Here is a 26,299-nt window from a genome sequence, read left to right on the forward strand (position 1 = left end):
CGGGACACCGGAGATCCGGAAGCGTTCGCGGCCTTCGGCATCGAAGACGAAGGTGGTGGGCAGCGACATCACATTGAGCGCCTTGGCGAGGGTCGGATCGGCATCGATATCGACCTCGATATCGCGCGGCGGCTGCGGTGAATCGGCCAAATCCTCGGTGACACCGGCGACTACGCGACGCACCGCCGTGCACGGGCCGCACCATTCGGCGGAGAAATGCAGCACGGCCGGACCGGATCCGGTGATGCCCGCGGCGGCCAGCAGTTCGGCCCGCTCGTCGGTGTCCTTGTCGAGCGTGGCCGGGCGGACGGTGCCCTCGCGGCGGCGCAGGTACAGCCCGACCGCGAGGCCGGCCAGCAGCATCACCAGCAGAATTGTGATTTCGATCATTGTCGCCGCAATCTGTCGAGATCGATCGTCACGTTCTCACCCTGGCCCTCGACGACGATCTGGCCGCCGAGCGCGTAGACCTCGGTGGGCCGGATGCCGAACGGAAGTTCCTTCGTATCGATGGTACGGGTGAACCGGGCCAGCACCGCGGGAGCCTCGTCCTCGGGCACCACCACGCTGGAGGTGTCTTCGGGGCCGCGGTAGAAGCCCGTCGCGATGACGCGGATCTGGTCACCGTCCAGCAGCAGATCGGCCTGCACGCTGACTCGTTCGCCGGCGATCTTCGCGCCGAACTGCCCGGCGGGCGCCTTGGGCAGGGTGCCGGTCAGCACCAGGGCTCCGGCGGTCGTCATGCCGGATCCGCCCGAGCCGCCGGTGCCGTCGGACTTATCGGCCGGTCGGGAGTGAACCTGCAGGTCGGGGATGCCGAAGAGGCGGCCGAGCTCCACCGGCTCCACCCGCATCCGCACGTCGACGCGGTCGACCGGCACGCTGCGCACCCGGCCGTCGACCAGGTCGCCCAGCGGCAGCTGCATCCCGGTCAGCGTCGCCTCGACGGCGATCTCACCGGGGATGTCCGGACGCATGCTGCGTGCGGTGATCTGGATGTTGTCGTAGCGGCCGTTGAACGCCTGACGCAGGAAGGGGAAACCGTGGAAGGTCACTTCGGGGTCGGCGCTGAGATCGGCGCCTTCGCGCAGGGAGCGGGACACGCGGTACTCCGAATACGCTGCGGCGCCGAAATCGATGACCACCGCCAGTCCCGCGAGACACAGCAGCCCGATAATCAGCTTGCGCATGGAATGAACAGTAACCGGAGCGCTCACCCGGATGACAAGCTCATCGGCGCATACGCGCTAATCTTGCATCCGATCACCTGTGACCAGCGACGTGGCACGCGGCGACGATGCCGGGCTTTCGCGTAGCTACGAAATGGGAGGAGTGCTTGTGGAGCTGCTCCTGCTCACGTCCGACCCCAACCCGGAATCGGTGCTGCCCTCGCTCGCGCTGCTGGCGCACACCGTCCGGCCCGCCCCGACCGAGGTGGCTTCGCTGCTCGAGGCCGGTACCGCCGATGTGGCGCTGGTTGACGCACGCACCGATCTCGCGGCCGCCCGCGGGCTGTGCCGTCTGCTCGGCAGCACCGGTTCCTCGGTGCCGGTGGTGGCGGTGCTGACCGAGGGCGGCCTGGTCGCCGTCAATGCCGACTGGGGGCTGGACGACATCCTGCTGCCCGGCACCGGTCCGGCCGAACTCGATGCCAGGCTGCGGCTGCTGGTCGGCCGCAACGGCGGCGTTGCCAGCCCGGAGAGCACCGGCAAGATCACCCTCGGTGAACTGGTGATCGACGAGGGCACCTATACCGCTCGCCTGCGCGGTCGCCCGCTCGACCTCACCTATAAGGAATTCGAGCTGCTGAAGTATCTGGCCCAGCACGCGGGCCGGGTGTTCACCCGCGCCCAGCTGTTGCAGGAGGTGTGGGGCTATGACTTCTTCGGCGGCACCCGCACCGTCGACGTGCATGTGCGGCGGCTGCGGGCCAAGCTCGGCAGTGAGTACGAGTCGCTGATCGGCACCGTCCGTAATGTCGGATACAAGGCGGTGCGGCCCGCGCGTTCCAACGCCAAGGGGGAGGCACCGGCCTTCGCCGAGGAAGAGGCCGATGGTTCGGATGGCACTCCGCTGGCACCGGTAAACGGTACCGCTCAATAACGGCACGTTAGATAACGAACCGCTCACCAACGGTGGGAATTGTCCGCTTTGCCGCTAAATTGGCGGTAGCGCGACCCCGGTATCTCCGACGACGCAGTGGATGGGTGGTATGCGAGTGAGCGACATGACGATGCGCTGGAGCGACCGGCTCGACGCCGGATCGGCCGAGCAGGTGCGTGCGCTGCTGGAACGGGCGGGTGCGGCCGACGGCGTCGCTCCCATCTCCGAACAGGCCGTGCTGTCGCTGCGCGAGCCGGATACCGCCCGGCACCTGCTGGGTCTGCGCGACGAGACGGTTATCGGCTACGCGAATCTGGTGCCCGCGCACGGTGAGCATCCGGCCATGGCCGAGGTCGCCGTCGATCCCGCCGCTCGCGGCATCGGTTACGGCACCGAACTGGTGGCCGCGGCACTGGAGGCCGGCGGCGCCGGCGCACGGGTGTGGGCGCACGGCAATCTGCCCGCGGCGCGGGCGGTATCGGGGCGGCTCGGGCTGACGATCGCGCGCGAGCTGTGGCAGATGCGGCGTGATCTGGCTACCGGGGAGCTACCGGAACTGGCCGTGCCGCAGGGCATTCTGCTGCGCACCTATGCCGGTCCCGACGACGACGCCGAACTGCTGCGGGTCAACAACGCCGCCTTCGCCTGGCATCCGGAGCAGGGTGGCTGGACCGAACGCGAGATCGCGGTGCGCCGCGACGAGCCGTGGTTCGACCCGGCGGGGCTGTTCCTCGCGGTGGACGCCGGCGATCCCGGACGGCTGCTCGGGTTTCACTGGACCAAGGTGCACACCGAGCTCGATCCGCCGCTGGGCGAGGTGTACGTGGTCGGGATCGATCCGGCCGCGCAGGGCCGCGGCCTCGGTCGCCTGCTGACCCTCGCCGGACTGCACTACCTACGCGATCGCGGGCTGGGTGCGGTGCTGTTGTACACCGAGGCCGACAACGCCGCCGCGGTGCACACCTACACCCGGCTCGGCTTCGCCGTCGCCCATGTCGATGCCGCCTATGCGGCCGGCGGGAGCGGAAATCGGTAATCCGGGCGAACCGGACACGAGCGCCCAACCCAACTGAACGGTAATCGGACGATTCGGGGAGTTCGAGTAAATGTGGGGCAAATGTCACACCGGTCAGCGCCGTTATCGCCGGGCTGTTCACTTTCCGTTCACTCAGCCTGGTCCAACTGTCAACCGGACGAATCTAGGTTACTTGTGGGCAGCACGCGCTGCCTGGTGCGCAAGTTCCCCGCGAACCGCACCACATCACCCGCCCGGGCCGGTGAGGGGCCGGGCGAGTAGTTACGCAACATGCGGAGGAATTGTGAAGTTCAAGCGCAGCAGCGCACTCGTCGGTGTGCTGGCCGCCGGTGCCATGACGCTCGCCGGATGTGGCAGCGACGACAACACCACGGCCGGTGGGACCGAGGCGAACACCAACGTCGCCTGCGGTGGTAAGGAATCGCTGAAGGCCAGCGGCGCCTCCTCGCAGAAGAACGCCATGGAACGCTTCACTGCGGCCTACGAGGCGAACTGCGACGGCCAGACGCTCAACTACACCTCCAGCGGCTCCGGCGCGGGTGTCAGCGAATTCATCGGCGGCCAGACCGATTTCGGTGGCTCCGACTCGCCGCTGAGCGCGAAGAAGGACGAGCCCGCCAAGGCACAGGAACGCTGCGCCTCCCCGGCCTGGAACCTGCCCACCGTCTTCGGCCCCATCGCCATCACCTACAACATCGACGGCGTGACCGACCTCGTGCTGGACGGCCCGACCGCCGCCAAGATCTTCAACGGCACCATCAAGACCTGGGACGCCCCCGAGATCAAGGCGCTGAACCCGAACGCCGCGCTGCCCGCCGAGCCGATCGCGGTGATCTTCCGCAGTGACGAGTCCGGCACCACCGACAACTTCCAGCTCTACCTCGACGCCGCCTCCGACGGCGCCTGGGGCAAGGGCGCGGGCAAGGTCTTCGCCGGCGGCGTCGGTGAAGGCTCCAAGGGCAACGAGGGCACCTCGGCCGCGGTGAAGAGCACCAAGAACTCCATCACCTACAACGAGTGGTCCTTCGCCAAGGCCCAGGGCCTGTCCATCGCCAAGGTCATCACCTCGGCGAGCCCGGAGCCGGTGACCCTGTCGGCCGAGTCGGCCGGTAAGGCCATCGACGGCGCGAAGATCAAGGGCGAGGGCAACGACCTGGCCCTGGACACCTCCTCGTTCTACAAGCCCACCCAGGCCGGCGCCTACCCGATCGTGATGGCGACCTACGAGATCGTGTGCTCCGATTACGCCGACGACAATGTCGCCACCGCCGTCAAGGCGTTCCTGACCTCGGCCGTCACCAACGGTCAGGAAGGACTGGAAGAGGCCGGGTACATTCCGATCCCCGACCAGTTCAAGACCAAGCTGACCGCCGCGATCAACGCCATCTCCTGATCGTCAGCCAGCCATGACCGTGCACCCTGAGGTGGCCCCTGCCGGTTCGTCGGAGTCGACGAGCCGGCAGGCGGCTGGAGATACTGCGCCTATGTCGAGCGAACCCAAGCCCGAGACACCGACTGTCAAGGGACGACAGCCCCACAGTCAGCGAGCCGAAACGATCTTCCGGTCGCTGGCCACGGCAGCGGGCGCGACGATCGTCGGCGCCATCGCGCTGATCGCGCTGTTCCTGTTGATTCGCGCGGTTCCCTCGGTCATGGCCAACGAGGCCAACTTCTTCACCAGCGCCGAGTTCTCCACCACGAACGCCGATCACCTGCGGTTCGGTATTCGCGACCTGTTCATGGTCACGGTGCTGAGCTCGATCTTCGCCCTGGTCGTCGCGGTGCCGATCGGCGTCGGCATCGCGCTGTTCCTCACCCATTACGCGCCCACCCGGATGGCCAAGCCGTTCGCGATGCTGATCGATCTGCTGGCCGCGGTGCCTTCGATCGTGTTCGGCCTGTGGGGCTTTCTGGTCCTCGCACCCCAGATCGAACCGGTCCAGCGTTTCCTCAACGAGCAGCTGGGCTGGTTCTTCCTGTTCGCCGAGGGCAACGTCTCGATCTCCGGTGGCGGCACGATCTTCACCGCGGGCGTGATCCTCGCGGTGATGATCCTGCCCATCATCACCTCGGTCTCACGTGAGGTGTTCGCGCTGACGCCGGTGTCGCATATCGAAGCCGCGCAAGCGCTCGGCGCGACCAAGTGGGAAGTCGTGCGGATGACGGTGCTGCCCTACGGGCGCAGCGGTGTGATCGCCGGATCCATGCTCGGCCTCGGCCGCGCGCTCGGTGAGACCATCGCGGTGCTCATCGTGCTGCGCACCGCGGCCCAGGCCGGCAACTGGTCGCTGTTCGACGGCGGCTACACCTTCGCCTCCCGGATCGCCGCCTCGGCCGCGGAGTTCAGCTCCGCGCTGCCCACCGGCGCCTACATCGCGGCAGGCTTCGTGCTGTTCGCCCTGACCTTCGTGGTCAACGCGCTGGCCCGGCTGGCGTCCGGCGGAAAGGTCAACTCCTGATGACTACGACCACGACGCTCGACAAACCGGTCAAGGCGCCGACCTTCCGGCATGTCAGCACCGGCCGCCGGATCCGCAACAACATCGCCACCGGCCTGATCACGCTGTGCTTCGCCATCGCGCTGATCCCGCTGGTCTGGGTGCTGTGGATGGTGATCAGCAAGGGCATCGAGGCGATCGTTGCCCCGGAATGGTGGACCAATTCGCAGAAGGGCGTCCTGCCCGACCAGACCGCCGGCGGTGTGTACCACGCGATCTACGGCACCATCGTGCAGTCCGCGGTGGCCGCGATCATCGCGGTACCGCTCGGCATCATGGCCGCGATCTACCTGGTCGAATACGGCCGCGGCCGGCTGGCCAAGGTGACCACCTTCATGGTCGACATCCTCGCGGGTGTGCCCTCGATCGTCGCGGCGCTGTTCATCTTCGCGCTGTGGATCGCCACCATGGGCTTCCCGCAGAGCGCGTTCGCGGTCTCGCTGGCATTGGTGCTGCTGATGCTGCCGGTGGTGGTGCGCAGCACCGAGGAAATGCTCAAGCTCGTCCCCGACGAACTGCGTGAGGCGTCCTACGCGCTCGGTGTGCCGAAGTGGAAGACCATCGCGCGCATCGTCATTCCCACCGCGCTGCCCGGCATGATCAGCGGCATCCTGCTCGCCCTCGCCCGCGTCATGGGTGAGACCGCGCCGGTGCTGGTGCTGGTCGGCTACAGCAAGTCGATCAACTTCAATGTCTTCGACGGCAACATGGCCTCGCTGCCGCTGCTGATCTACCAAGAGCTGGCGAACCCGGAACCGGCGGGCCGGCTGCGGGTGTGGGGCGCGGCGCTGACCCTGATCCTGATGATCGCGCTGCTGTATCTGGCCGCTGCCGCGGTCAACAAACTGCTCACGCGGAACCGATAGAAGCGAACGGATACCCACGATGGCCAAGCGGATCGATATCAAAGACCTGAACATCTACTACGGCAAATTCCACGCCGTGGCCGACGTATCCCTGACCGTGCTGCCGCGCAGCGTCACCGCCTTCATCGGACCGTCGGGTTGCGGTAAGTCCACCGTGCTGCGTTCGCTGAACCGGATGCACGAGGTCACCCCGAGCGCCCGCGTCGAGGGCGCGGTGCTGCTCGACGGTGAGGACATCTACGGCTCACAGATCGACCCGGTCGGGGTGCGCCGCACCATCGGCATGGTCTTCCAGCGCCCGAACCCGTTCCCCACCATGTCGATCCGCGACAACGTGGTGGCCGGGCTGAAGCTGCAGGGCGTGCGCAACAAGGCCGAGCTCGACGAGGTCGCCGAGCGCTCGCTGCGCGGAGCCAACCTGTGGAACGAGGTCAAGGACCGCCTCGACAAGCCGGGCGGCGGCCTGTCCGGTGGTCAGCAGCAGCGTCTGTGCATCGCCCGCGCCATCGCGGTCTCGCCCGATGTGCTGCTGATGGACGAGCCGTGTTCGGCGCTGGACCCGATCTCCACCCTGGCGATCGAGGACCTGATCACCGAACTGAAGAAGGAATTCACCATCGTCATCGTCACCCACAACATGCAGCAGGCCGCGCGGGTGAGCGACCAGACCGGCTTCTTCAACCTCGAGGCGCAGGGCAAGCCCGGCAAGCTGATCGAGATCGACGACACCGAGAAGATCTTCTCCAACCCGTCGCAGAAGCAGACCGAGGACTACATCTCGGGTCGCTTCGGATAACAGTGCGAGCGCCGGGTACCGCCCGGCTCGCGTCCATACGGAAAAGGCCCGCGTGATCCGCGGGCCTTTTCCGTTCGTCCTTATGCCTCGGCGTCGTCGTCGGGCGGCAGTTCGCCGGTGACCAGGAAGATCACCCGGCGGCCGATCTCGACGGCGTGGTCGGCGAAGCGCTCGTAGTAGCGGCCGAGCAGCGTGACATCCACGGCCGCGGCCACGCCGTACTTCCAGTCGCGGTCCATCAGCAGGGTGAACAGGTGGCGATGCAGATCGTCCATCGCGTCGTCCTGCTGGTTGAGCAGGGCCGCACGCTCCGGGTCGCGGGTCTCGAGCACTTCCTTGGCGCTCTCACCCATGCTGACCGCGATCCGGCCCATCTCGGCGAAGTAGCCGTTGACCGACTCCGGGACCGCGTGGTTCGGATGGCGCCTGCGGGTCACCTTGGCCACATGCAGGGCCAGCGCGCCCATCCGGTTGACGTCGTTGACGATCTGGATGGCGCTCACGACCTGGCGCAGATCGCCGGCGACCGGCGCCTGCAACGCCAGCAGCGCGAAGGTGCGCTCTTCGACGTCGGAGATCATCTCCGAGATCCGGTCGTATTCGCTGATCACCTGTTCGGCCAACGACAGGTCGGCCTGGAGCAGCGACTGGGTGGCCCGGTCCATGGCCGAACCCGCGAGACCGGCCATCTCGCCCAGGAGTTGAGCGAGACCGGCCATTTGCTCGTTGTAGATGACACGCATGAAAACTGACACTAGTTCGCGGCGCTGTCCAAGTCACGAACAGCGGGTGAAATGCCGGGGCCGCGTCAGGCGCGGACGTCAGGCCGGATCAGGCACAGAGGTCGTCGGCGGCGTTGATGTGCTCGAGATCTTCCGGTAGTGCCGTCTGTGTCGTGCTCGACGGTGCGGCTTCGATGCCGGTGATCTCCGCGCCTACCGCGGTCGGTTCGCTGACCACGCCCTGGAAGTCGGAGCCGAGCACGACCTCGATGATGCTGCCGAGATCATCGGTGTCGGCGGCGGCCATGGTCGCACCGGGGATGGCGCTGGCGACGGTGGCGGCTTCGGCCTCGAAGCCGGTCGCGTAACGCACGATGGTGTTTTCCGAGGTGCCACCGTCGTAGTTGCCGGTGTTGTAGATCGGGAAGCCGACATTGTTGAGCTTGTTGGCCACGGTGCTCGCCTGGCCCTTGATCCCTGAGCCGTTGGACACCTGGAGCGAGACGGTGCTCGGATCGACCGCGACGTAAGCGGGCGGCGGAGCCGGGGCCGGGTCGGGCGGGGTGGGTGCGGCCGCGCCGGGCTTCTCACCGGGCAGCGGACGGTCGTCGCGGATCGCCTTGAAGATGGCCTTGATGTCGGATTCGCGGGGGATCTCGTTGCCGTAGGAGTTGGTGCCCGAGGTGGGGATGGTCAAGAAGGTGACCGCCCCAGCGTTCACATCGGCCAGCGACCGGCCGAGGGTCAGCAGGTCGTCGGGCTTGACCTTGTCCACGAACGTCGCCTGCGTGAAAGCCTTGATGAAGCCGTTGAGCTTGCCGAGGTCGAGCAGGACCTTGCTGGACAACGCGGTGCGCAGCAGCGACGCCAGGAACTTCTGCTGGCGGTTGATGCGGTCGTAGTCGCCGCGGATCTCGCCGTAGACCTTGCGAGCACGCACATAGTTCAGTGCGGTCGCGCCGTTGATGGTCTGCTTGCCCGCCTTCTCCAGCACGGTGCCCAGTTCGCCATCGATCAGCGGCTCGTTGGTGCAGACCTGGACGCCGCCGACCTGGTCGACCATGGCCTCGAAGCCGGCGAAATCGATGCCGATGAAGTGGTTGATGGTGCTGCCGGTCAGCCGCTGGATGGTCGAGACCAGGCAGCGGGGGCCGCCGAGCGCGTAGACCGCGTTGAGTTTGTCGCCGATGAATGCCGGGAAGGTTTCCTCGGTGTAGTCGCTCTTCGCGTTGTCCCAGCCCTCGCATTCGGGCCGGCTGACGTCGAGGTCGCGGGGGAACGACACCACCACAACGCGCTGCCGGTTCTTCGGAACGTGCACCAACAGCACTGTGTCGGCACGGGCGCCCTCGGCGTCCTCGATCGTCCCGGCCCCCAATTTGCCGTTGGCGCCCGCGCGGGTGTCGGTGCCGACGATCAGATAGTTCTCGTCGCCGAGCTGGGCGTTGCCGTCGATGACGTCTTCGGAGTTGTCACCGAGTGCGGATACCTGGTTGAAGCTGTTGCCGCTGGCGCGCAGATAACTCCAGCCGCCGCCGGTGATCAGCAGTGCGACGGCGGCCGAGATGGCCAGCGCGGCCCGTCCGGCCACCCGTGCACGGCGATGTTTGCGTCGTTTGCTCTCCGCCAGCCGGGTCCGCCGGGGCGCGCCGACGGCTTCCGGGGTGGCGGTGTCGGTGGTCGGCCAGTCCCCGGATTTGCCGCGTGACTTGCGCGGCCGCTCGGTCTCCTCGACCGGTGCGATGACGTCGGTGACGACTTCGGGCGGCTCCTGGCTTCGCCGCGCGGCGGCATCCGCGGCGCCGGCGATGTCCTGAACCACCGGTGACGCGCCGGTCTTGCCCGCTTTGCGGCCGGGTGTGCTGTCGGATTGCCGACCTCGGCCGGAACCGGGTGCGATTGCTCCCGAACCAGTGGCGCCTGCGCCTTGCGGACGCCTTGTCTGGTCCTGGTGAGCGGGCCCGGCTTCCGGATCGCCTGGCCGCCGTGCGCTCTCGGGCTGACGCCGCGTCGCGCCGGTCTCCCGGCCGCGACGCGGTGCTTCGGCGGGATGGCGCGGAGGTTCGGCGGGTCGGCGCGCGATATCGGCAGCCGTGGGATCGACGGCGCGGCGCTGGGTCGGTTCGCCCCGGCGCTGGACCGGGTGCCTGCTGTCGTCGGGCTGGGGTGGGGTGGCCGGGTGCCGGCTCGGCTCGGCGCGACGCTGGGGCGGCTGGGCCGTTGGCGTCGGCTGGGCCGGCCTGGACTGCCGCGCTCCCGGAGCGGGCCGTTGCGCGGGCGGCATCGGCTGACGAGAGGCGGTGTCGGGACGTTGCGGCTGCGCCGGCGGCGCCGGGCGGCCTTGCGGCTCACCGGGATCGGCCGATCGGCGCCTGCCGATGCGTTCGCTGTCGACCCGGTTGACCAGGTCCTGCACCGAGATCGCGGTGGACTCGGCGTCCGCGGGGTCGGCGTGGCGGGCTCTGCGGGGCGTGTCGGAGCCGTCCCGTTCGGGGGAACCCGCCGCAGGATACCGCTCCCACGGGGCGCGACCTCCGGGCCGTGGCGAATGCCCGTGCCGATCGTCACCCACCAACGAACCTCGCTTTTCGTTCTGCCTCAGTGCCCGGCCCGACTGCTGTGTTCCAGTCTTACCGCTGTTCGGCCGGGCGTCGCGCTGTTGTCGCCGCCTCCGGCCGACCGAAGTGATTCCGCAATGATAACGATTCCGCCACGGTCGGCCACCCGACGAGAGCCCGACTCGGCCGAAACGTCATATGCCGAAGCGAATGCTGAACGGTTGCCCGCTGAGGCGCCGCCGGGCCGATCAGCCGCCGCTGTGCATCACGTCGGCGCCCGCGGGGACGGCGGGATCGTCGGGATCGTCGAGCCAGCCGTGCGGCAGCGCCACCTTGCCCGGCGAGCCCTGACGACCGCGCGGCCCCTCGGCGTCGCGCGGGAACGGCACGGTGGGGTCGAGTTGGCCGATGAGGTCCTCGAGCTGCACCAGGCTCGACACCGTGGCGAAGGACCGGCGCAGATCGGCGCCGACCGGGAAGCCCATCAGGTACCAGGCCATATGTTTGCGCAGGTCACGCATGGCCTTGTCCTCGCCGAGGTGTTCGGCCAGCAGCGCGCCGTGCCGGTACAGCACCTCGCCGACACGGCCGAGGTTCGGTGGTTCGGGCAGCGGCTCGCCGCGCAGCGCGGCCTGCAGTTCGGCGAACAGCCACGGCCGGCCGAGGCATCCGCGCCCGACCACGACACCGTCGCAGCCGGTCTCGTTCATCATCCGCACGGCGTCGTCGGCGGAGAAGATATCGCCGTTGCCCAGCACCGGGATCGTGGTCACGGCTTCTTTGAGCCGGGCGATCGCCGACCAGTCGGCCTGTCCGGAGTAGCGCTGAGCGGCCGTGCGTGCGTGCAAGGCGACGGCAGCGGCTCCCTCGGCCTCCGCGATCCGGCCCGCATCGAGGTAGGTGATGTGGTCGTCGTCGATGCCGATGCGGAACTTCACCGTCACCGGGACACCGGCCGGTTCGGCCCCGGCCACCATCGCGCGCACGATATGGGAGAACAGTGCCCGCTTGTACGGCAGCGCGGCGCCGCCTCCGAGCCGGGTGACCTTCGGCACCGGGCAGCCGAGATTGAGGTCGATGTGATCGGCCCAGCCCTCGCCGACGATGATGCGAACGGCCTCGCCGAGCGTCGCCGGGTCCACGCCGTAGAGCTGCATCGACCGCGGATGTTCGTCCTCGTCGAACGACATCATGTGCAGGGTCTTCTCATTGCGTTCCACCACCGCCCGCGCGGTGATCATCTCGCAGACATAGATCGAGGTGGGGCTGCCGAATTCGCGGCAGAGTTTACGGAACGCCAGATTCGTGATTCCGGCCATCGGCGCGAGCACCACCGCCGGATCGACCGGATACGGCCCGATCCGCAGCCCGGTGCTCAGTTCGCTCGTCGTCATCGTCACGCCCTCCAGTGTCTCATCCGTGCGCCACTGCTCACCGCGACGATCGGCTCACACCCCATTCGGCCGGTCGGATGGTGTATGTGACCCTCGGTTCGAGGTACTTGTGACCAAGTCGTTAGCCTGGTGTTCGCAAGGCATCGCCGCCGGGGAGTTTGCGCGATGCGGTATGCGATCGAAAGAGGATCAATGACCGAGCACTCCGGAAGCGGCACCACCGCGACCATCGACAGGGAAGCCGCCTCGGCTCCGAACACGCCGACGCCCGCCGACAACCGGCCCGGAACCGTTTCGGTGCAGGTCTCCACCATCGTCCGCGGCGCCGTCATCGGCGCGCTCGCGGTCGCCGTGGTGGTGTTCGCCGCGCTGTGGTGGTCCGCCCGTGGCGACGTCGCCGACCGGGCGGCCCGCGATGCGGCCGCGGCCCGCGCCGAACAGGTCGCCACCGACTACGCCGTCGGCGCGGCGACGGTGAACTACCAGGACATCAACGGCTGGGTGGGCAAGCTCAAGGCGGGCACCACCGATCAGCTGGCAGGCAAATTCGACAGCACCGCGCCCAAGCTCGAGCGCATCCTGGTGCCGCTGAAGTGGACTTCCACCGCGTCGCCGATCACCGCGAAGGTGACCTCGGAGCAGAACGGCATCTATCAGGTGAGCGTGTTCGTCAACGTGAACTCCACCAACGCCCAGACTCCGGAAGGCGCGCAGACCACCGTCAGCTACAGCGTGACCGTCGATGAGAACTCCGGCTGGAAGATCACCGACGTGGGTGGGGTCGACGGTGCGCTGCCGATGAAGTAGCGCGAACCCCTGAACACACGAGCGCCGCCGTCCGGTTCGGACGGCGGCGCTCGTCGTAACTGTGACGGCTCGCGGATCAGCTCGCGGCGGAGCTCGCCAGTTCGCGTTCGCGCTTGGCGGCCTCGCGGGCCAGCATCCGGTCGCGCTGCTCCTCGAACTTCACGACATCCTTGCCCAGCTTCTCCAGGAAGTTACCGAGACGTTCGCGGACGGCCTCGCCGCGCGGGGTGAAGTCGGTGCGGTCGAAGATGTTCCACTTCTTCAGCACCGGCTCGACGACGTCCTCGAGGTGCTGGCGCAGGTCGTAGATGCCGTGCTTGGCCATCAACACGCCGTTGCGGCGGAAGTTGGGCATGCCCGCACCGGGCATCTGGAAGTTCTCCAGGATCAGCGTGATGGCCTCGAGCGTCTGGTCGGGCGCCAGGTCGAGGGCCGCGCCGCACATGTTGCGGTAGAAGATCATGTGCAGGTTCTCGTCGGCGGCGACGCGCTGCAGCATGCGGTCGGCGATCGGGTCGTCGCAGACCTTGCCGGTGTTGCGGTGCGAGACGCGGGTGGCGAGTTCCTGGAACGTCACGTACGCGACCGAGTGCAGGAAGCCGGCGTCGGCCTCGGCGGGGGAGGCGAAGCCGTTGGTCATGTGGATCATGCGCGCCTCTTCGAGCGCGACCGGGTCGACGCCGCGGGTGACCACGAGGTAATCGCGCATCACGATGCCGTGGCGATTCTCCTCGGCGGTCCAGCGGCCGACCCAGGTGCCCCACGCGCCGTCCTGGGAGAAGTTCTCCGCGATCTCACGGTGGTACGAGGGCAGGTTGTCCTCGGTGAGTAGGTTGGTGATCATCGCAGCCTTGGCGACTTCGCTCAGCTTCGACTGTTCCGGATTCCAATCGACCCCACCGAGTGCGGCGAAATTGCGGCCGTCGTCCCACGGGACGTAGTCGTGCGGATGCCATTCCTTTGCCAGGGACAGGTGCCGGTTGACGTTCTCTTCGGCAACCGGCTCCAACTCCGTCAGCAGCTCGAGTTGAGTCAGATCCCTTGCCATGTATCAGCCCTTCATCTATGCGGTCTTGCGGGTCGCCCCCCTCAGGTTTGACCGTTGCCGATGCGGCCATACCTTACGGCACCGTAGGTGTGATGCGAAACGCATCCAGCCACGGAATTGTGGGGGTGATGGACGTCATACGCCGTCATTGGCGCTCGGCAACTACTGGCGAGTGTAGGACTTCGTCCCGCAGCGAGGGGTCTATCGCCGCGGCCCGACCCGGCGTTAGCGGACCAGGTGATCTTGTGCGGTATCACTCAGTCGGAGCGGGCGACGGCGAGCTCCGCCCGCACGGACGCGGCCTACTGTGCCCCATTTCTGCCCCACGGCGGCCCCGGATCCTGCCCCACGCCGGCGTGGACGCTGCTCTGCCCACCCGGCTTCGGTGCCGAGCGGGGGTGCCCGTCAGCGCGGAACCGGGTGGCGCGGTAGGGATTCACCCCTGCAAACACCTCGGGCGCCCGATGCTGAACCGGGCGCCCGAGCGGTGCCCCCACCAGGGCTCGAACCTGGGACCTGCGGATTAAAAGTCCGTAGCTCTACCAACTGAGCTATAGGGGCGCGGTTGGCAAGTGTAATAGGCAGGCGCGATTTCCCGTAACCGGGGCCGGTGGTGAGTCGTCGCGGCCGGGCGGTGCGGCGCGGGGGAGGCGGTGGGGCCGGCCGCGGTGACGGGTGTCACGGGGGCTTGCGGGGGCGGGAAAGGGTGGCCTTGGCTGCGGTCGCGGCGGCGCGATATCATTCAAACATGTTGCATACCAAGGAGTTTGGATACCCGCGCACGCTGGGCGGTCGATGTCTGCGGCGGTGGCGGGTGTAGTGGATTCCGGGTACGGAACACGGTAGCCGAATTCTCAACGACGCTGTGTCGCTTGCCGATTCGGTATCCGCCGGTCCATCCTAGTTGTTGCGTGATGTTAGCTGCGGCCGGTATCGGCCCGTCCGGCAACCTCACTCTTACGGTTTGCCGCGTGTCGGGTGACAATTCCGGGTACCGTGGCGAATCGGTGAATTCGGGGCTTCCCATGAGTTGACGCCGCCAGGAGGCAAATCGGGGACGACGGAAAGCGCGACGACGAAAAGGCCCGGATGCGCACCCCCTGCGGCGCACCCGGGCAGGAAAATTATACCAGTCGGTGTGTTTCGGGTTTCTCGCCTAGTTTTCGTACCAAAAGTTTGTATCCGGGGCGAAAACCCTGTTGTAAGTGTTGATAAAACTCATAAATTCGCGCCAATGGCCTGTTTCCATTCGGGCTCGCTTTGGCAGCGAAGGAGCCCGCCGGGGTGGAACCCCTTGGGCTCCACAAGGCTTCGGAGGCGTTTCGAAGATGGCACGGCAGCAAGAGCGGGCCCGCCGGACACGTGCGGCGATAATCAGGTCCGCCGCCGTTGAGTTCGGCAAGAGCGGCTACGCCGCCGCATCGCTCAATCGCATACTGGAAGGATCGCGAGCCACCAAGGGCGCCATGTACTTCCATTTCGATTCCAAGGAAGACCTGGCCCGAGCGGTTCTCGACACCGCACTCGATCGGTACCGGTTCTCGGCCGATCGCTGGCTGGCCCGCACCGATCTCGGTCCGCTCGACGTCATGCACGGCATGCTCGACGAGATCGCCCTGCGGCTCGAGCACGACATCATCGTGCAGGCCGAATTCCGGCTCATCATCGAGCCCGACTTCTATCGCGAGGTCCCCAACGGTGGCGGCCGCATCATCGCGCGCGCCACCCGTGCGCTCGCCGTGCGCGCCATCGAACAGGGGCAGCTGCGCGCCGACGCGGACCCCGATCGCTTCGCTCGCACCCTCGCGGCCGCGCTGGCCGGCCAGCGCTACTTCATCGACCTGTTCGGCAACGGGGTCGATCTGCGGGCCCGCTTCCAGGAGGCGCTCGAGGTGGTGATCGAGTCGATGTCCACCCCGGAATGGGTGGAACGATTCCGCCGCGACGGCTGGCGCGCGGGCGCCCGTCTGGAAGAGCTCGGTTTAGCGCTCTGACCAGCCGGTTTGGGAAACCTCGCAACCTTGTCATAAGCTATGCGAGCTCCCAACGGACAGCCGTTGTAAAGCCGGTCCGGAGAAATCCGGGACGAGCCCCCTTCGTCTAGCGGCCTAGGACGCCGCCCTTTCAAGGCGGTAGCGCGGGTTCGAATCCCGTAGGGGGTACGATCTTCGGATCGTAGTAGTAGTGCAAGGCCCTGTGGCGCAGTTGGTTAGCGCGCCGCCCTGTCACGGCGGAGGTCGCGGGTTCGAGTCCCGTCAGGGTCGCAAGTAAACGCCGGAGAAATCCGGCGTTTCACGTATGGCATTCCGTTCGGGTGCCTGCGGCCAGGTAGCTCAGTTGGTACGAGCGTCCGCCTGAAAAGCGGAAGGTCGCCGGTTCGATCCCGGCCCTGGCCACTCGACCCCCCCTGGCGCGAACCTGGCCAGGGGGATTTTTTGTGTCCGGGGTTCCAGCTCAATTCCCGTGTTGTCCGTTCGGCTCGGTGGGAAGCTGGGGGTATGGCTGATTCCTGGTACTACTGCCTCAAGCACAAGCGGGCCGAGCAGGGGAAACGGTGTTGGTTCGCGGATCGGCTCGGGCCGTTTCCGGACCAGGCCACGGCGGAGCGGGCGCTGGAGATCGTGCGGGAACGCAACGCGGCCGAGGATGCGCGGGACCGGCGGTGGCGCGACGGAGAGTGAACGACAGTGTTCGCAAGATCACCGGATGTGCGTCCGGCGCGGTGAGATGGCAGAGTGTGGGCCTGGTGCGCTGAATTCGCGGGGAGGCGGATCAGCTACCGTTCACGAGAAATCAGACGATCGCTCGCGGCCTGCGTACGGGTTCCCGGGCGCGACCAGGTGAGCAGGGAGGGCGACCCTTGAGGGTTACCGTTGTTGTGCCGACCTACAACGAGCGCGAAAATCTGCCCGTTGCGGTGGAACGGCTGACCGCGCTACCGGTGGCCGACCTGCACGTGCTCGTCGTGGACGACAACTCGCCGGACGGAACCGGAGAGGTCGCCGACAAACTCGCCGCCGAACTCCCCAACGTCGTGGGCGTGCTGCACCGCACCGAAAAGGACGGCCTCGGCCGCGCCTACATCGCAGGCATCACCCGCGCCCTCGACGAAGGCGCCGACGTGGTGATCCAGATGGACGCCGACCTGTCCCACCCCGCCGAAGTCATCCCGGCCATGCTGGAGAAACTGACCGGCACCGACGCCGGTGTCGTGCTCGGCTCGCGCTACGTGCCCGGCGGCTCCACCGCCGAGGAATGGAAGTGGTACCGCAAGGCGCTCTCGGCCTGGGCGAACTTCTACGTGAACCTGATCCTGCGCCTGGGCGTCAAGGACGCCACCGCAGGCTTCAAGGCATGGAAGGCCGACACCCTGCGTGCCATCGACGTCGCCTCGATCCGCAGCAACGGCTACTCGTTCCAGGTCGAGATGAACTACCGCACCGTCAAGAAGGGCATCACCATCGCCGAGGTGCCCATTCGCTTCGAGGAACGCACCCTCGGCGCCTCCAAGATGAGCCTCAAGGTGCAGCTGGAATCGGCGCTCATGCCGTGGAAGCTGCTCTTCGGCCGCGCGGTCTGACACCGCCCGAGTAGAGCGAAGCCCGAGTAGAGCCAACGGCCCGCATCCCACGCGAGGATGCGGGCCGTGTTCGTTTGTGCGGCCGGGCACAGTGGGGGTTCGAGCAGGATTCGCCCGGCCGCGGCTGTTCCGGTCCGGCCTACTCCGGCCAGTCGAGCAGCGTATCGATGAACAGCTGACGCACCCGCTCGACATCGTCGTGCATATTCGCCGGATCCCACCCGCTGACGTCGATCGGCTCCAGCACCGCCACATCCACCACGCCGGGCCGCACGACCATCGAATCGCGCCACGACACCTCGGCCGCATTGCGGATCACCACCGGAATCACCGGCACCCCCGCCTGGATCGCGATATGGAAGGCCCCCTTCTTGAACAGGCCGACCTCGGGTGTGAAGGAGCGGGTCCCCTCCGGCGCCACCGCGATGGACAGCCCGTCGCGCAACGTGTGCACCACAGGTTCCAGCGACGCCTTCGCGCGAGCGGTGTCGGTGCGGTCGATGAAGGTGACGCCGACGAACCGCATCAACGGGCCGAACACCGGGTTCTTGGTCAGTTCCTTTTTCCCGATGCCGGTGACCCCGCCGCCGAGCACGGCCGGGACGATGATCACGTCGTACTGGCTCTGATGATTGAAGACGAATACCGCGGGCCGCGGCGAACGGGCATTGTGCGCGCCGCTCACCCGCAACCGCACTCCGGTGGCGCGCAGGGTGGCGCCGGTGCCGAATTTCATCAGGGCGTCGGCCATCCTCCTGCGGTCGCGGGTGTAGGACTTCACCAGTACACCGCTGATAGCACCGGCGATCAGTGCGGCGAAGCCCGCGACAGTGCGTGCGATGTCGACGGGACGGGCCGGTCGGCGCGCGCGAAAGGTGAGCGCGGGCCAATCCTTCTCGGCGCAGGTGACCGCCAGCGCCGGATCGGGGTTCACCGCGATCGGGAACCCGACCGACGACAGGACGGGCAGATCGGTGCCGCTCGCGACATAGGCGAAGCTGTCGCGCAGTTCGATACCGGACGTGGCGGCGAACTCGCGGATCGCCTCCGCCTTGCCCGAGCGCCAGAGCGTCCGGCCTTCGGGAAATCCGGTCAGCGCACCATCCTCGGTGGCCATCCGCGTGCAGAGGGTGTGCTCGATGCCGAGTGCGGCCGCGACCGGTTCGAGGGCGAATCGGGGGCCGGAGGAGACCAGGACCACGGTGTGCCCGGCTGCTCGATGAGTTCGGATCAGCTGCCAGGCTTCCGGATGGATGAACCCGTAGAGGGTGCGTTTGAACAGCCGGGTACCGATCTCGTCGAGGTCGGTTTCGGCCGATCCGGCCAGCACCCGGCCAGCGCTGTCGAGGAACCGGCCGTGCGATGCGTCGTCCGGATGAGCGCGGATACCGTCGAGCAGCACGCGGGCCATCTGCTCGTCGCGGTCATCATCGCGGCGGGACAACAGACGACGCGGCGGCGCGGAGTCGAAGCCACCGACCACGACCCCGCCCAGCTCGAACACCGCCGCGACGCCCGGCCCCTGCGGTCCGACCCAGATCGCCTGCACCACCGAGTCGATATCGGAATGCGCGGCATCCAGTTCCAGCGCGTCCATCCGTTCTTCGCTGCCCACTATCGCTCCGAGACCGGGAGATTGGACGGATCGAGTGCTGCGGCGCGCGCGATCCGGATGCCGATGACGCGTAGCCGTTCGGCGAATTCCGCACGACGAACGGCCAACTCTGCGGCATCGTCGGGCTCGACCAGATCGTAGTTCGCAGCCAGTTTGAGTGCGCTGGTGAACAATTCGGTCGAGACCGATTCCGGGCTGTGCAGCCGCTGCTGCAACAGCATCTGCTTACCCACCGCGACACATTCGTCGATGAACTGTTTGCGGTCCTCGATCGCCGCGCCGCCGCGGTCGGCCAGCCGCTCGGCCACCACCAGCTGGGCGTCGAAGAACGAGCGCAGCACCCGGTGGGCCATCATGAAGCCGGAGGCGGTGAGCTGGGCCAGGATCTCCACGCTCAGGGTGTCTCTGGTTCGGTTGTTCCAGTCCGGGTCGATGAGCAGCATCTCGGCGGTCAGCTGCTCGGAGAACTCGTTGCGTTCGGGGAAGAAGAACTCGAATTTGAGCAGGTCGCGCAGCCGGAAGGCCTCCTCCCAGCCGGTGCGCAGCGGATCGGTGTCGACGCCGTCGTCGAGGTCCTGAGTGGCCTTGTCGACCGCCGCCAGGATCGACAGTTCCACGATGGCCCGGTTGACGAACCAGTGCACGGCGCTGTTGCGATAGAACGCCGCCTCCAGATACGCCCCGGATTCGATGGAATACACCGGTTCGAGCCCACCGCGGTACACGGTGACCACCTTGGCCAGCGACAGCTGCTCGAGCACCACCTCGAGGCTCTGCTCATCGCGCAGCGCCGCGACCTCACCGCGTGGCAGATCGCGCCGTTCGATGTAGTCGAGCACCGGCGCCAGCAGATCGCGCACCTCGCGCAGGGTGAGTGCGCGTTCGTGGACGCCGAGCAGGGCGAGGGTGGCCAGCGCGTTGACGGTGATCGGGGTGACCTCGTTGATCCCGACGGCGATCTCGAACGCCAGCCGCTGCACCGCTTTGCGTTCCAGCTCGCCCACCTCGTCGCCGGCGTCGATGATGGGTGGGGCGGAGCCATCGGCGCGATGCAGCGGAATCGACAGCGGCGGCGCGGTGAGCGGATCGCCGTGCGCGGCCAGCCGCTGCCTGGCCGACAGCGGTGCGCCGAACCGCACGTAGACATGGCCGGCCGAATGTTGCTGGCTGCGCACATATCTGGCCAGCCAGGCCAGGCCCTCGGGTTTCTTCGTGCCGCCGGATTGTTCGCTGGCGATGGCGCCGAGCTCGTTGAGCCGCTCGTAGGTGATCGATACCGGTACCAGCATCACGTCGTCGATGCGGTTCCACCGCACCGCGGCGGCCAGATAGTTGAGCAGGCCGTAGCGCGGTGGGCGCAGTTTGCCGGTTCGGGTGCGTCCGCCCTCGAAATACCACTCCAGGTTGAACCGTTTGGCCAGCAGGTAGCCGAAGTACTCTTCGACGACGGCCTTGTAGACCTCGTCGTCGCCGAAGCTGCGCCGGATGAAGATCGTGCCGGTGCGCCGGGCGATCGGGCCCATCGGCCAGAACCGCAGGTTGGCCCCGCCGATGACATGGTTGGGCGGGAAATCGTTGCGGGCCAGCACATCGCCGAGGACGAAGGCGTCGACGTACGAGCGATGCGAGGGCAGGAACACCAGCGGGTAGCGGCGGTTGAGGTCGCGCAGGGCGTCGAGGCCGGATTCGTCGCAGTCCACCTTCCAGGTCGAGGCGTGCACCGGCCGCATGGCCTGGGTGAACAGATCCGAGACCAGCCTGCTCTGCGCGGCGACCAGCTCACGCAACGCCTTCTCGGCCCTGCGGTACACCTCGTGCCTGCTCGCGCCGATCCGGTCGGCGCTGAGATCGAGCCTGCGCAGGAAATCCGGCGAATCGAGGATCTCCTCGGCCACCAACCGCGGCACCTTGTAGCGATCGCCGATGACGGTGCGTTCGGCGCGTTCCAGCGCGAGCACGCCGGCACGCAGGATCGCGCGCGCGAACGGCTCCGAGGTGCCCGCGATATCCGGTGCCGCCGCCTCGGGGTTGTTCGCGCGCAGCTCGCCGAGCCGGGCGGGCCTGCCGGTGAGCACGACATGGCGGTCCGGGTCGCGGCGCACCAGTCTGCGCTGGGCCAGCCGGTGCGGCTTGCGCGGATTGGTGAGCGTGGCCAGGTCGGCGAAGGTGGTGCGGCGCACGCCCTCGCGTTCGGGCGGTAGCCACAGCACCCGGACCGGAACCACCAGCGGATCGTCGGTGCGGCCGGTCAATCGATCGGCGATGGCGTCGGCGTCGAGGTCTATCTGGGTGACGGGTGCGTCGGTGCCCAGCTCGGCGGCGAGGCCGCCGTCGGCCAGCCAGGCGCCGATCAGTTCGCGTTCCACCCGTGAGCTCGCCTCGACCAGTGCGACCACCGAGCCGATGGCCGGCTCATCCGAGCTGCGCGCCGGTGCGCCGCCGCGATCGATCATGTGTGGTCCCTCCACTGAAACGACGATCCCTCTATTCAAGCCCGCCAGCGGGATCCGCGCAGGAACTCCGGACCGAGAGTCTCTTCCCTGCGGTGGGCGGGCGCAGTATCGCCGGGTGCAGGTAATGCTAACCTTACCTCGCGAAGTTAGGTCAGCATTACCTTGGAGGATCGTTGTCGACCACGGACGAGCGCTCGCGCGTTGAGTATGTGACCGATCCGGCGGCAGCGATGTCCCGGCTGGCGGCCGATGATCGGTTCGGCGAGTTCGTCATGTACGAACGCCCGGGGGAGTGGGTGTTCGCCGCGGACCCGATCGGCGGCGTCGAGCTGGACGTGGAGGAACTGCGGGTCAGCTGGAACGGCGAGACCACCGTCAGCGGGTGGGAGGGCAGCCCGGCCGCCGTCGTCGACCGTGCGCTCGGCACGCTGCCGCTGGATGGGCGCAACGCCTACGGCTGGATCGGATTCGAATTCTGTGCCTGGTCGCTGGGCGCCACCGCGCATCTGCGCCCGCGAACCTCGCTGGTGCATCTGATGATTCCGCGGATCGAGGTCGTGGTCGGTGAGGCCGGCGTGCGGATCAGCGGCGCCACCGACGCCGAGACCGACGTCATCCATGACCTGATCGCCGGCTCACAAGGCCTGGAACTGCCGGTGCCGCATCCGGTCGATATCCGGGTCGATCCCACCGGGTACCAGGGCCGGGTCGCCGAGGCGATCGCCGAGATCAACGCGGGCCGGTACCAGAAGGTCATCCTGTCGCGGAAGGTCGATCTGCCCTTCGCCGTCGACGTTGCGGCCACCTACCGGCTCGGCCGGGCCAACAACACTCCGGCGCGGTCGTTCCTGCTGCGATTGGGCGGACTCGAGGCGGCCGGATTCAGTCCCGAATTGGTCGCCTCCGTCGACGAGGACCGGGTCGTCACCACCGAGCCGCTCGCCGGCACCAGGGCCTTCGGCCTCGGCGATCAGATCGACCTGGCCGCCCGCGCCGACCTGCTGGCCGACCCCAAGGAGATCGTCGAGCACGCGATCTCGGTGCAGACCTCCTTCGCCGAGATCGCCGCGGTGGCCGACCCGGGTACGCCGGCCGTCTCGGATTTCATGGCGGTGCGCGAGCGCGGCAGCGTGCAGCATCTGGCCTCCACCGTGCGCGGGCGGCTGGCCGCGGACCGGTCCAGCTGGGACGCGCTCGAGGTGCTGTTCCCGTCGGTGACCGCCTCCGGTATCCCCAAGCGGGCCGGCGTCGACTCGGTGTTCCGGCTCGACCACGATCCGCGCGGGCTGTATTCCGGTGCGGTGGTGACGGTATCGCCCACCGGTGCGCTGGAGGCCACGCTGGTGTTGCGTGCGGTGTATCAGACCACCGAGGGCGCGTGGCTGCGTGCCGGGGCGGGTGTCGTCGGCCAGTCGCGGCCCGAGCGGGAGTTCGAGGAGACCTGCGAGAAGCTCGGCAGCATCGCGCCCTACGTCGTCAAGGCATAGCGAATTCGCCGAAGGCCGTGCGGTTGTGGAGCACACCGCGCGGCCTTCGGCGTCGAGCAGGGCGTTCTAGCCTTCGGCGGCTTGCAAGGCCTTCTTATCGATCTTGCCGACCGCGGTGACCGGCAGGCTCTCGGCCTGACGCAGCACATCGGGCAGCTTGTAGGTGGCCAGGCCGCGCTCGGTGAGGAAGGTCTTGATCTCCACCAGGGTCGGCATCTGCCCACTCACCACGAGGACCGCGCACACCTTCTCGCCGAGGCTCGGGTCGGGCAGTCCGACGGCGGCGGCATGCCGCACCGCCGGGTGGGCCAGCAGATGCTCCTCCAGTTCATCGCAGGAGATGTTCTCGCCGCCGCGGTTGATCACGTCCTTGATCCGGCCGGAGACCACCAGGTGTCCGCTGGGCAGCGTGCGCACCAGATCACCGCTGCGGTAGAAGCCGTCGGGAGTGAAGGCGCGGGCATTGTGCTCGGGGGCGCGATAGTAGCCGCGAATCGTGTACGGGCCCTTGGTGAGCAGCTCGCCCTCCTCACCCGGTGCCACGTCGTTGCCTTCGGCGTCGACCACGCGGACGATGTCGGCGGGTGAGAGCGGGCGGCCCTGGGTGGTGCAGATCAGCTCATCGGAGTCGTCGAGGCGGGTGTAGTTCAGCAGGCCCTCGGCCATGCCGAACACCTGCTGCAACGTCACGCCCAGTGCGGGGGCGACTTCGCGGGCGTTGACCTCGGCCAGCTTGGCCCCGCCCACCTGGAGCAGGCGCAGCGAACTCAGATCGGGCTCTTCCCATTCCACGGCCGCGCACCACAGCTGGGCCAGCGGCGGCACCACCGCGGTCACGGTCACCCGATGGCTGTCGATGATCGCGAAGGCGTTCTCGGGGCTCGGATCGGCGACGAACCCGACCGCGCCGCCCACGCTGACGGTGCCGAGGATGCCGGGGCAGGCCAGCGGGAAGTTGTGCGCGGCGGGCAGGGTCGCCAGGTAGACGTCGTCTTCGGTGAGTTCGCAGACCTGTGCGCTCGCGGTGGCGTTGTAGACGTAATCGTCGTGCGTGCGGGCGATCAACTTCGGCAAGCCGGTGGTGCCACCGGAGACGAGCATCAGCGCGATATCGGAGGCATCGATCCCGGGCAGGCTCGCGCCACCGGCCGCGCGGGTATCGCCAAGCGCCGGAATCGAATCCAAGGCGGTGAACTCGCCGGGTTCGCCGAGTACGAGCACATGCCGCAGGCTCGGGACGTTCCCGCGGACGGTGGCGGCCAGTTCGCGGTAGTCGAAATCGCCTGCCCGATCCGCGATCAGGTACGCGACGGCGCCGGACAGGGTGGCCAGGTGTTCGATCTCGGCGCGACGATGCGCGGGCAGCGTGAGCACCGGGATGATGCCCGCACGTAGGACGCCGAACAGCACGGTCAGGAATTCGGGGACGTTGGGTAGCTGGACCACCACCCGATCGCCTGGCGCCAGGCCGAGCGCGAGCAGGCCGTGCGCCATCCGGTCGGCTTCGGCGTCGAGTTCGGCGTAGGTGAGCGGGTGCTCGCCGATCAGCGCGGTCCGGTCCGGATAGCGCTCGGCGGTATCGCGCAACAGGCTCGGCAAAGTGCGCCCGGACCAGTATCCCGCGGCGCGGTACTGCTCGGCGTCTGCCTCGGAAAACGGCACGTAGCCGTCGCGATGGGTGCCGGATGCGGTGGATGTGGAACTCACGTCTGCCTCACAAACGGAATCGGCGGAATCGGGGTATACGTGTGCGCGAATCTGGTTCAGTTATGTAGGTAAGGCAACCCTATCTCAGGCTGTGTGGTCGTGACGACGGACCGCGGACTTCGCGGCCCGCGAGAATGGCGGCCGGTCGCTAGACTCGCCGCATGACTGGCTGGAGCGTCTCCGACATCCCCGATCAGCAGGGCCGGACCTTCATCGTCACCGGCGCCAACAGCGGGCTCGGCGCCGTGGCCGCGCGCGCCCTGGCCGGCGCGGGTGCGCGGGTGGTGCTCGCCTGCCGCAATGTCGACAAGGGCAAGGCGGTCGCCGATCGGATCGGGTCGCTCGCCGAGGTGCGCAGGCTCGATCTCGCCGACCTGTCCTCGGTGCGCGAATTCGCCGACTCCGTCGACCGGGTCGATGTGCTCGTCAACAACGCCGGGGTGATGGCCGTGCCGTACGCACGCACCGCCGACGGCTTCGAAATGCAGATCGGGACAAATCATCTCGGTCATTTCGCGCTCACCGGCCTGCTGCTCGGGCGCATCTCCGATCGCGTCGTCACGGTGTCGAGCGATATGCACAACCTGGGCGTCATCGACCTCGACGACCTCAATTGGCAGCGCCGCAAGTATCGCCGCTGGCAGGCCTACGGGCAGGCCAAGCTGGCCAACCTGCTGTTCGCCTACGAACTGCAACGCAGGCTGACCGCGGCCGGCTGGTCGAAGCTGTCGGTGGCCGCCCATCCCGGATACGCGGCCACCGAACTCCAGTCGCACACCGAGTCGATCCAAGACGTGGTGATGTCGCTGGGCAATCGATTGTTCGCGCAGAGCGCCGAGATGGGTGCGCTGACCGAGCTGTACGCCGCCACCGCCGACGTCGAACCCGGTGGCTACTACGGCCCCAAGGGCTTTCGCGGAATGCGCGGGCACCCGGGCCGGGTGGGCTCGAGCAAGCGCTCCAAGGACCAGGAAACCGCCCGTGGCCTGTGGGAACTGTCGGAAAAGTTGACCGGGGTGCGCTACGACTTCTCGGTGTGACCCAGCTCACGATCGCTTGATGTCACACCTGCCCGGTGCCGCGTCGTCATCTCGGTGAAGCCAACGAATTCACCGAAAGGGCACCGACAATGGAACCGCGTCTGAACCTCTACGCCAACCCGGTCACCGCCAGCTTTGCCAAGCGACTGGTGACCGCGGGCAAGGTCGTCGACGACTCCGGCTTGGCGCCGGCCACCCACGAACTGGTCAAGATCCGCGCCAGTCAGATCAACGGCTGCAGCTTCTGCGTCGACATGCACACCAAAGACGCCGCGCACGCCGGTGAAAACCCCACCCGCATCAACCTGGTGGCGGCCTGGCGCGAGGCCACCGTGTTCACCGAGGAGGAGCGCGCCGCACTCGCGCTCACCGAAGAGGCCACCCGCGTCGCCGACGGCGGCGGCGTCAGCGACCAGACCTGGGAACTGGTGCGTAAGTACTACGACGACAACCAGATCGGCGGCCTCATCGCGGCCATCGCGGCGATCAACGCGTGGAACCGGATGAACGCCATCGCGCACACCCCCGCGGGCAGCTACGTCCCGGGCAGTTTCTGATTGCGCCGCCTCCGGCGTCGCGTGTTCGCGGC

Annotated in this window: 22 protein-coding genes and 4 tRNA genes; 16 read left to right on the plus strand and 10 right to left on the minus strand. The window is 67.6% G+C overall.

The genetic code is table 11. The annotated features are described in order from the left end of the window. Both RJ05_RS03045 and RJ05_RS03050 read right to left on the minus strand, forming a co-directional pair. Window positions 1-390 (minus strand): thioredoxin family protein (locus tag RJ05_RS03045; protein ID WP_036532905.1); only part of this gene is annotated, 390 nt, incomplete at its 3' end. Continuing rightward, window positions 387-1,190, minus strand: a complete 804-nt coding sequence (locus RJ05_RS03050) for an LmeA family phospholipid-binding protein (protein ID WP_036532872.1) — start codon at window positions 1,188-1,190, stop codon at window positions 387-389. The genes RJ05_RS03045 and RJ05_RS03050, both read right to left, overlap by 4 nt. A 148-nt stretch (window positions 1,191-1,338) precedes the next feature. Here RJ05_RS03050 and RJ05_RS03055 point away from each other — a divergent pair, with 148 nt between their 5' ends. The 6 genes from RJ05_RS03055 (at window position 1,339) to pstB (ending at window position 7,299) form a co-directional block, all read left to right on the plus strand. Next, window positions 1,339-2,103, plus strand: coding sequence for a winged helix-turn-helix transcriptional regulator (locus RJ05_RS03055; protein WP_036532874.1), 765 nt, complete (start codon window positions 1,339-1,341; stop codon window positions 2,101-2,103). Between the two features lie 115 nt (window positions 2,104-2,218). Continuing rightward, window positions 2,219-3,139, plus strand: a complete 921-nt coding sequence (gene mshD / locus RJ05_RS03060) for a mycothiol synthase (protein WP_373365049.1) — start codon at window positions 2,219-2,221, stop codon at window positions 3,137-3,139. Window positions 3,140-3,422: 283 nt separating this feature from the next. Then, window positions 3,423-4,532, plus strand: a complete 1,110-nt coding sequence (gene pstS / locus RJ05_RS03065) for a phosphate ABC transporter substrate-binding protein PstS (protein ID WP_036532876.1) — start codon at window positions 3,423-3,425, stop codon at window positions 4,530-4,532. A gap of 91 nt (window positions 4,533-4,623) precedes the next feature. Next, the gene (gene pstC / locus RJ05_RS03070; protein WP_081597141.1) at window positions 4,624-5,598 is read left to right on the plus strand and encodes a phosphate ABC transporter permease subunit PstC; all 975 of its coding nucleotides are present in this window, start codon (window positions 4,624-4,626) and stop codon (window positions 5,596-5,598) included. Further along, window positions 5,598-6,503 (plus strand): phosphate ABC transporter permease PstA, encoded by a 906-nt coding sequence (pstA, locus tag RJ05_RS03075; RefSeq protein WP_036532881.1) that lies wholly within the window; start codon window positions 5,598-5,600, stop codon window positions 6,501-6,503. Before pstC ends, pstA begins: the two co-directional genes overlap by 1 nt. Before the next feature lie 19 nt (window positions 6,504-6,522). After that, window positions 6,523-7,299: a phosphate ABC transporter ATP-binding protein PstB gene (gene pstB / locus RJ05_RS03080; protein WP_036532883.1), complete on the plus strand. Its 777-nt coding sequence runs from the start codon at window positions 6,523-6,525 to the stop codon at window positions 7,297-7,299. 80 nt (window positions 7,300-7,379) lie between these two features. On the opposite strand, the gene phoU is transcribed toward pstB, so the two are convergent. The 3 genes from phoU to dusB form a co-directional block, all read right to left on the minus strand. Then, window positions 7,380-8,042 (minus strand): phosphate signaling complex protein PhoU, encoded by a 663-nt coding sequence (gene phoU / locus RJ05_RS03085; protein WP_036532885.1) that lies wholly within the window; start codon window positions 8,040-8,042, stop codon window positions 7,380-7,382. Between the two features lie 88 nt (window positions 8,043-8,130). Next, window positions 8,131-10,593 carry an LCP family protein gene (locus RJ05_RS03090; protein ID WP_036532886.1) on the minus strand — a complete coding sequence of 821 codons (2,463 nt, stop codon included), beginning with the start codon at window positions 10,591-10,593 and terminating at the stop codon, window positions 8,131-8,133. Between the two features lie 234 nt (window positions 10,594-10,827). Continuing rightward, a complete protein-coding gene (dusB, locus tag RJ05_RS03095) occupies window positions 10,828-11,973 on the minus strand; it encodes a tRNA dihydrouridine synthase DusB (RefSeq protein WP_036532888.1) in 1,146 nt (381 codons plus the stop codon). 192 nt (window positions 11,974-12,165) lie between these two features. Here dusB and RJ05_RS03100 point away from each other — a divergent pair, with 192 nt between their 5' ends. Continuing rightward, entirely contained in the window at window positions 12,166-12,780 is a 615-nt protein-coding gene (locus tag RJ05_RS03100; RefSeq protein ID WP_036532890.1) for a hypothetical protein, read from the plus strand. 76 nt (window positions 12,781-12,856) lie between these two features. On the opposite strand, the gene RJ05_RS03105 is transcribed toward RJ05_RS03100, so the two are convergent. Together RJ05_RS03105 and RJ05_RS03110 are read right to left on the minus strand one after the other, a co-directional pair. After that, on the minus strand, window positions 12,857-13,828 hold the full coding sequence (locus tag RJ05_RS03105; protein ID WP_036532892.1) for an acyl-ACP desaturase: 972 nt from the start codon (window positions 13,826-13,828) through the stop codon (window positions 12,857-12,859). A 488-nt stretch (window positions 13,829-14,316) separates the two neighbouring features. After that, window positions 14,317-14,389, minus strand: a tRNA-Lys gene (locus RJ05_RS03110). A gap of 767 nt (window positions 14,390-15,156) precedes the next feature. Between RJ05_RS03110 and RJ05_RS03115 the strand changes: the two genes are divergently transcribed. The 6 genes from RJ05_RS03115 (at window position 15,157) to RJ05_RS03140 (ending at window position 17,408) form a co-directional block, all read left to right on the plus strand. Further along, window positions 15,157-15,822, plus strand: coding sequence for a TetR family transcriptional regulator (locus tag RJ05_RS03115; RefSeq protein WP_036532894.1), 666 nt, complete (start codon window positions 15,157-15,159; stop codon window positions 15,820-15,822). A 95-nt stretch (window positions 15,823-15,917) separates the two neighbouring features. Continuing rightward, window positions 15,918-15,990, plus strand: a tRNA-Glu gene (locus tag RJ05_RS03120). A gap of 28 nt (window positions 15,991-16,018) precedes the next feature. Then, window positions 16,019-16,092 (plus strand) — tRNA-Asp (locus tag RJ05_RS03125). A gap of 58 nt (window positions 16,093-16,150) precedes the next feature. After that, window positions 16,151-16,224, plus strand: a tRNA-Phe gene (locus RJ05_RS03130). A 102-nt stretch (window positions 16,225-16,326) separates the two neighbouring features. Then, window positions 16,327-16,509 (plus strand): hypothetical protein, encoded by a 183-nt coding sequence (locus RJ05_RS03135; RefSeq protein WP_036532895.1) that lies wholly within the window; start codon window positions 16,327-16,329, stop codon window positions 16,507-16,509. Window positions 16,510-16,688: 179 nt separating this feature from the next. After that, window positions 16,689-17,408, plus strand: a complete 720-nt coding sequence (locus tag RJ05_RS03140; protein WP_228784644.1) for a polyprenol monophosphomannose synthase — start codon at window positions 16,689-16,691, stop codon at window positions 17,406-17,408. 139 nt (window positions 17,409-17,547) lie between these two features. Here the strand turns inward: RJ05_RS03140 and RJ05_RS03145 are convergent, their stop codons facing one another. Both RJ05_RS03145 and RJ05_RS03150 read right to left on the minus strand, forming a co-directional pair. Next, window positions 17,548-19,023 (minus strand): HAD-IB family hydrolase, encoded by a 1,476-nt coding sequence (locus tag RJ05_RS03145; protein WP_081597142.1) that lies wholly within the window; start codon window positions 19,021-19,023, stop codon window positions 17,548-17,550. Beyond that, entirely contained in the window at window positions 19,023-21,476 is a 2,454-nt protein-coding gene (locus RJ05_RS03150; RefSeq protein WP_051016158.1) for a glycerol-3-phosphate 1-O-acyltransferase, read from the minus strand. The genes RJ05_RS03145 and RJ05_RS03150 overlap by 1 nt, the downstream gene beginning before the upstream one ends. Window positions 21,477-21,649: 173 nt before the next feature. On the opposite strand from RJ05_RS03150, the gene nbtS reads away from it, so the two are divergent. Further along, the gene (nbtS, locus tag RJ05_RS03155) at window positions 21,650-22,963 is read left to right on the plus strand and encodes a nocobactin biosynthesis salicylate synthase NbtS (protein ID WP_036532900.1); all 1,314 of its coding nucleotides are present in this window, start codon (window positions 21,650-21,652) and stop codon (window positions 22,961-22,963) included. Window positions 22,964-23,029: 66 nt separating this feature from the next. On the opposite strand, the gene RJ05_RS03160 is transcribed toward nbtS, so the two are convergent. Continuing rightward, a complete protein-coding gene (locus RJ05_RS03160; RefSeq protein WP_051016160.1) occupies window positions 23,030-24,670 on the minus strand; it encodes a (2,3-dihydroxybenzoyl)adenylate synthase in 1,641 nt (546 codons plus the stop codon). Window positions 24,671-24,831: 161 nt separating this feature from the next. On the opposite strand from RJ05_RS03160, the gene RJ05_RS03165 reads away from it, so the two are divergent. Beyond that, window positions 24,832-25,710 (plus strand): oxidoreductase, encoded by an 879-nt coding sequence (locus tag RJ05_RS03165; protein WP_036532902.1) that lies wholly within the window; start codon window positions 24,832-24,834, stop codon window positions 25,708-25,710. A gap of 89 nt (window positions 25,711-25,799) precedes the next feature. Next, entirely contained in the window at window positions 25,800-26,267 is a 468-nt protein-coding gene (locus RJ05_RS03170) for a carboxymuconolactone decarboxylase family protein (protein WP_036532903.1), read from the plus strand. The last annotated feature ends 32 nt before the right edge of the window (window positions 26,268-26,299 follow it).

Origin of the sequence: Nocardia cyriacigeorgica NBRC 100375, from assembly GCF_000308555.1 — a bacterium.
In the GTDB taxonomy this organism is placed as follows: Bacteria; Actinomycetota; Actinomycetes; order Mycobacteriales; family Mycobacteriaceae; genus Nocardia; species Nocardia cyriacigeorgica.

Bases quoted from the DNA above. Each gene is read 5' to 3' on its own strand.
- phoU (WP_036532885.1), bottom strand. From the start codon at position 8,042: ATGCGTGTCATCTACAACGAGCAAATGGCCGGTCTCGCTCAACTCCTG.
- RJ05_RS03050 (WP_036532872.1), bottom strand. From the start codon at position 1,190: ATGCGCAAGCTGATTATCGGGCTGCTGTGTCTCGCGGGACTGGCGGTG.
- pstC (WP_081597141.1), top strand. From the start codon at position 4,624: ATGTCGAGCGAACCCAAGCCCGAGACACCGACTGTCAAGGGACGACAG.
- RJ05_RS03135 (WP_036532895.1), top strand. From the start codon at position 16,327: ATGGCTGATTCCTGGTACTACTGCCTCAAGCACAAGCGGGCCGAGCAG.
- RJ05_RS03165 (WP_036532902.1), top strand. From the start codon at position 24,832: ATGACTGGCTGGAGCGTCTCCGACATCCCCGATCAGCAGGGCCGGACC.
- RJ05_RS03115 (WP_036532894.1), top strand. From the start codon at position 15,157: ATGGCACGGCAGCAAGAGCGGGCCCGCCGGACACGTGCGGCGATAATC.
- dusB (WP_036532888.1), bottom strand. From the start codon at position 11,973: ATGACGACGAGCGAACTGAGCACCGGGCTGCGGATCGGGCCGTATCCG.
- pstA (WP_036532881.1), top strand. From the start codon at position 5,598: ATGACTACGACCACGACGCTCGACAAACCGGTCAAGGCGCCGACCTTC.
- RJ05_RS03105 (WP_036532892.1), bottom strand. From the start codon at position 13,828: ATGGCAAGGGATCTGACTCAACTCGAGCTGCTGACGGAGTTGGAGCCG.
- RJ05_RS03100 (WP_036532890.1), top strand. From the start codon at position 12,166: ATGACCGAGCACTCCGGAAGCGGCACCACCGCGACCATCGACAGGGAA.
- pstB (WP_036532883.1), top strand. From the start codon at position 6,523: ATGGCCAAGCGGATCGATATCAAAGACCTGAACATCTACTACGGCAAA.
- RJ05_RS03170 (WP_036532903.1), top strand. From the start codon at position 25,800: ATGGAACCGCGTCTGAACCTCTACGCCAACCCGGTCACCGCCAGCTTT.
- RJ05_RS03150 (WP_051016158.1), bottom strand. From the start codon at position 21,476: ATGATCGATCGCGGCGGCGCACCGGCGCGCAGCTCGGATGAGCCGGCC.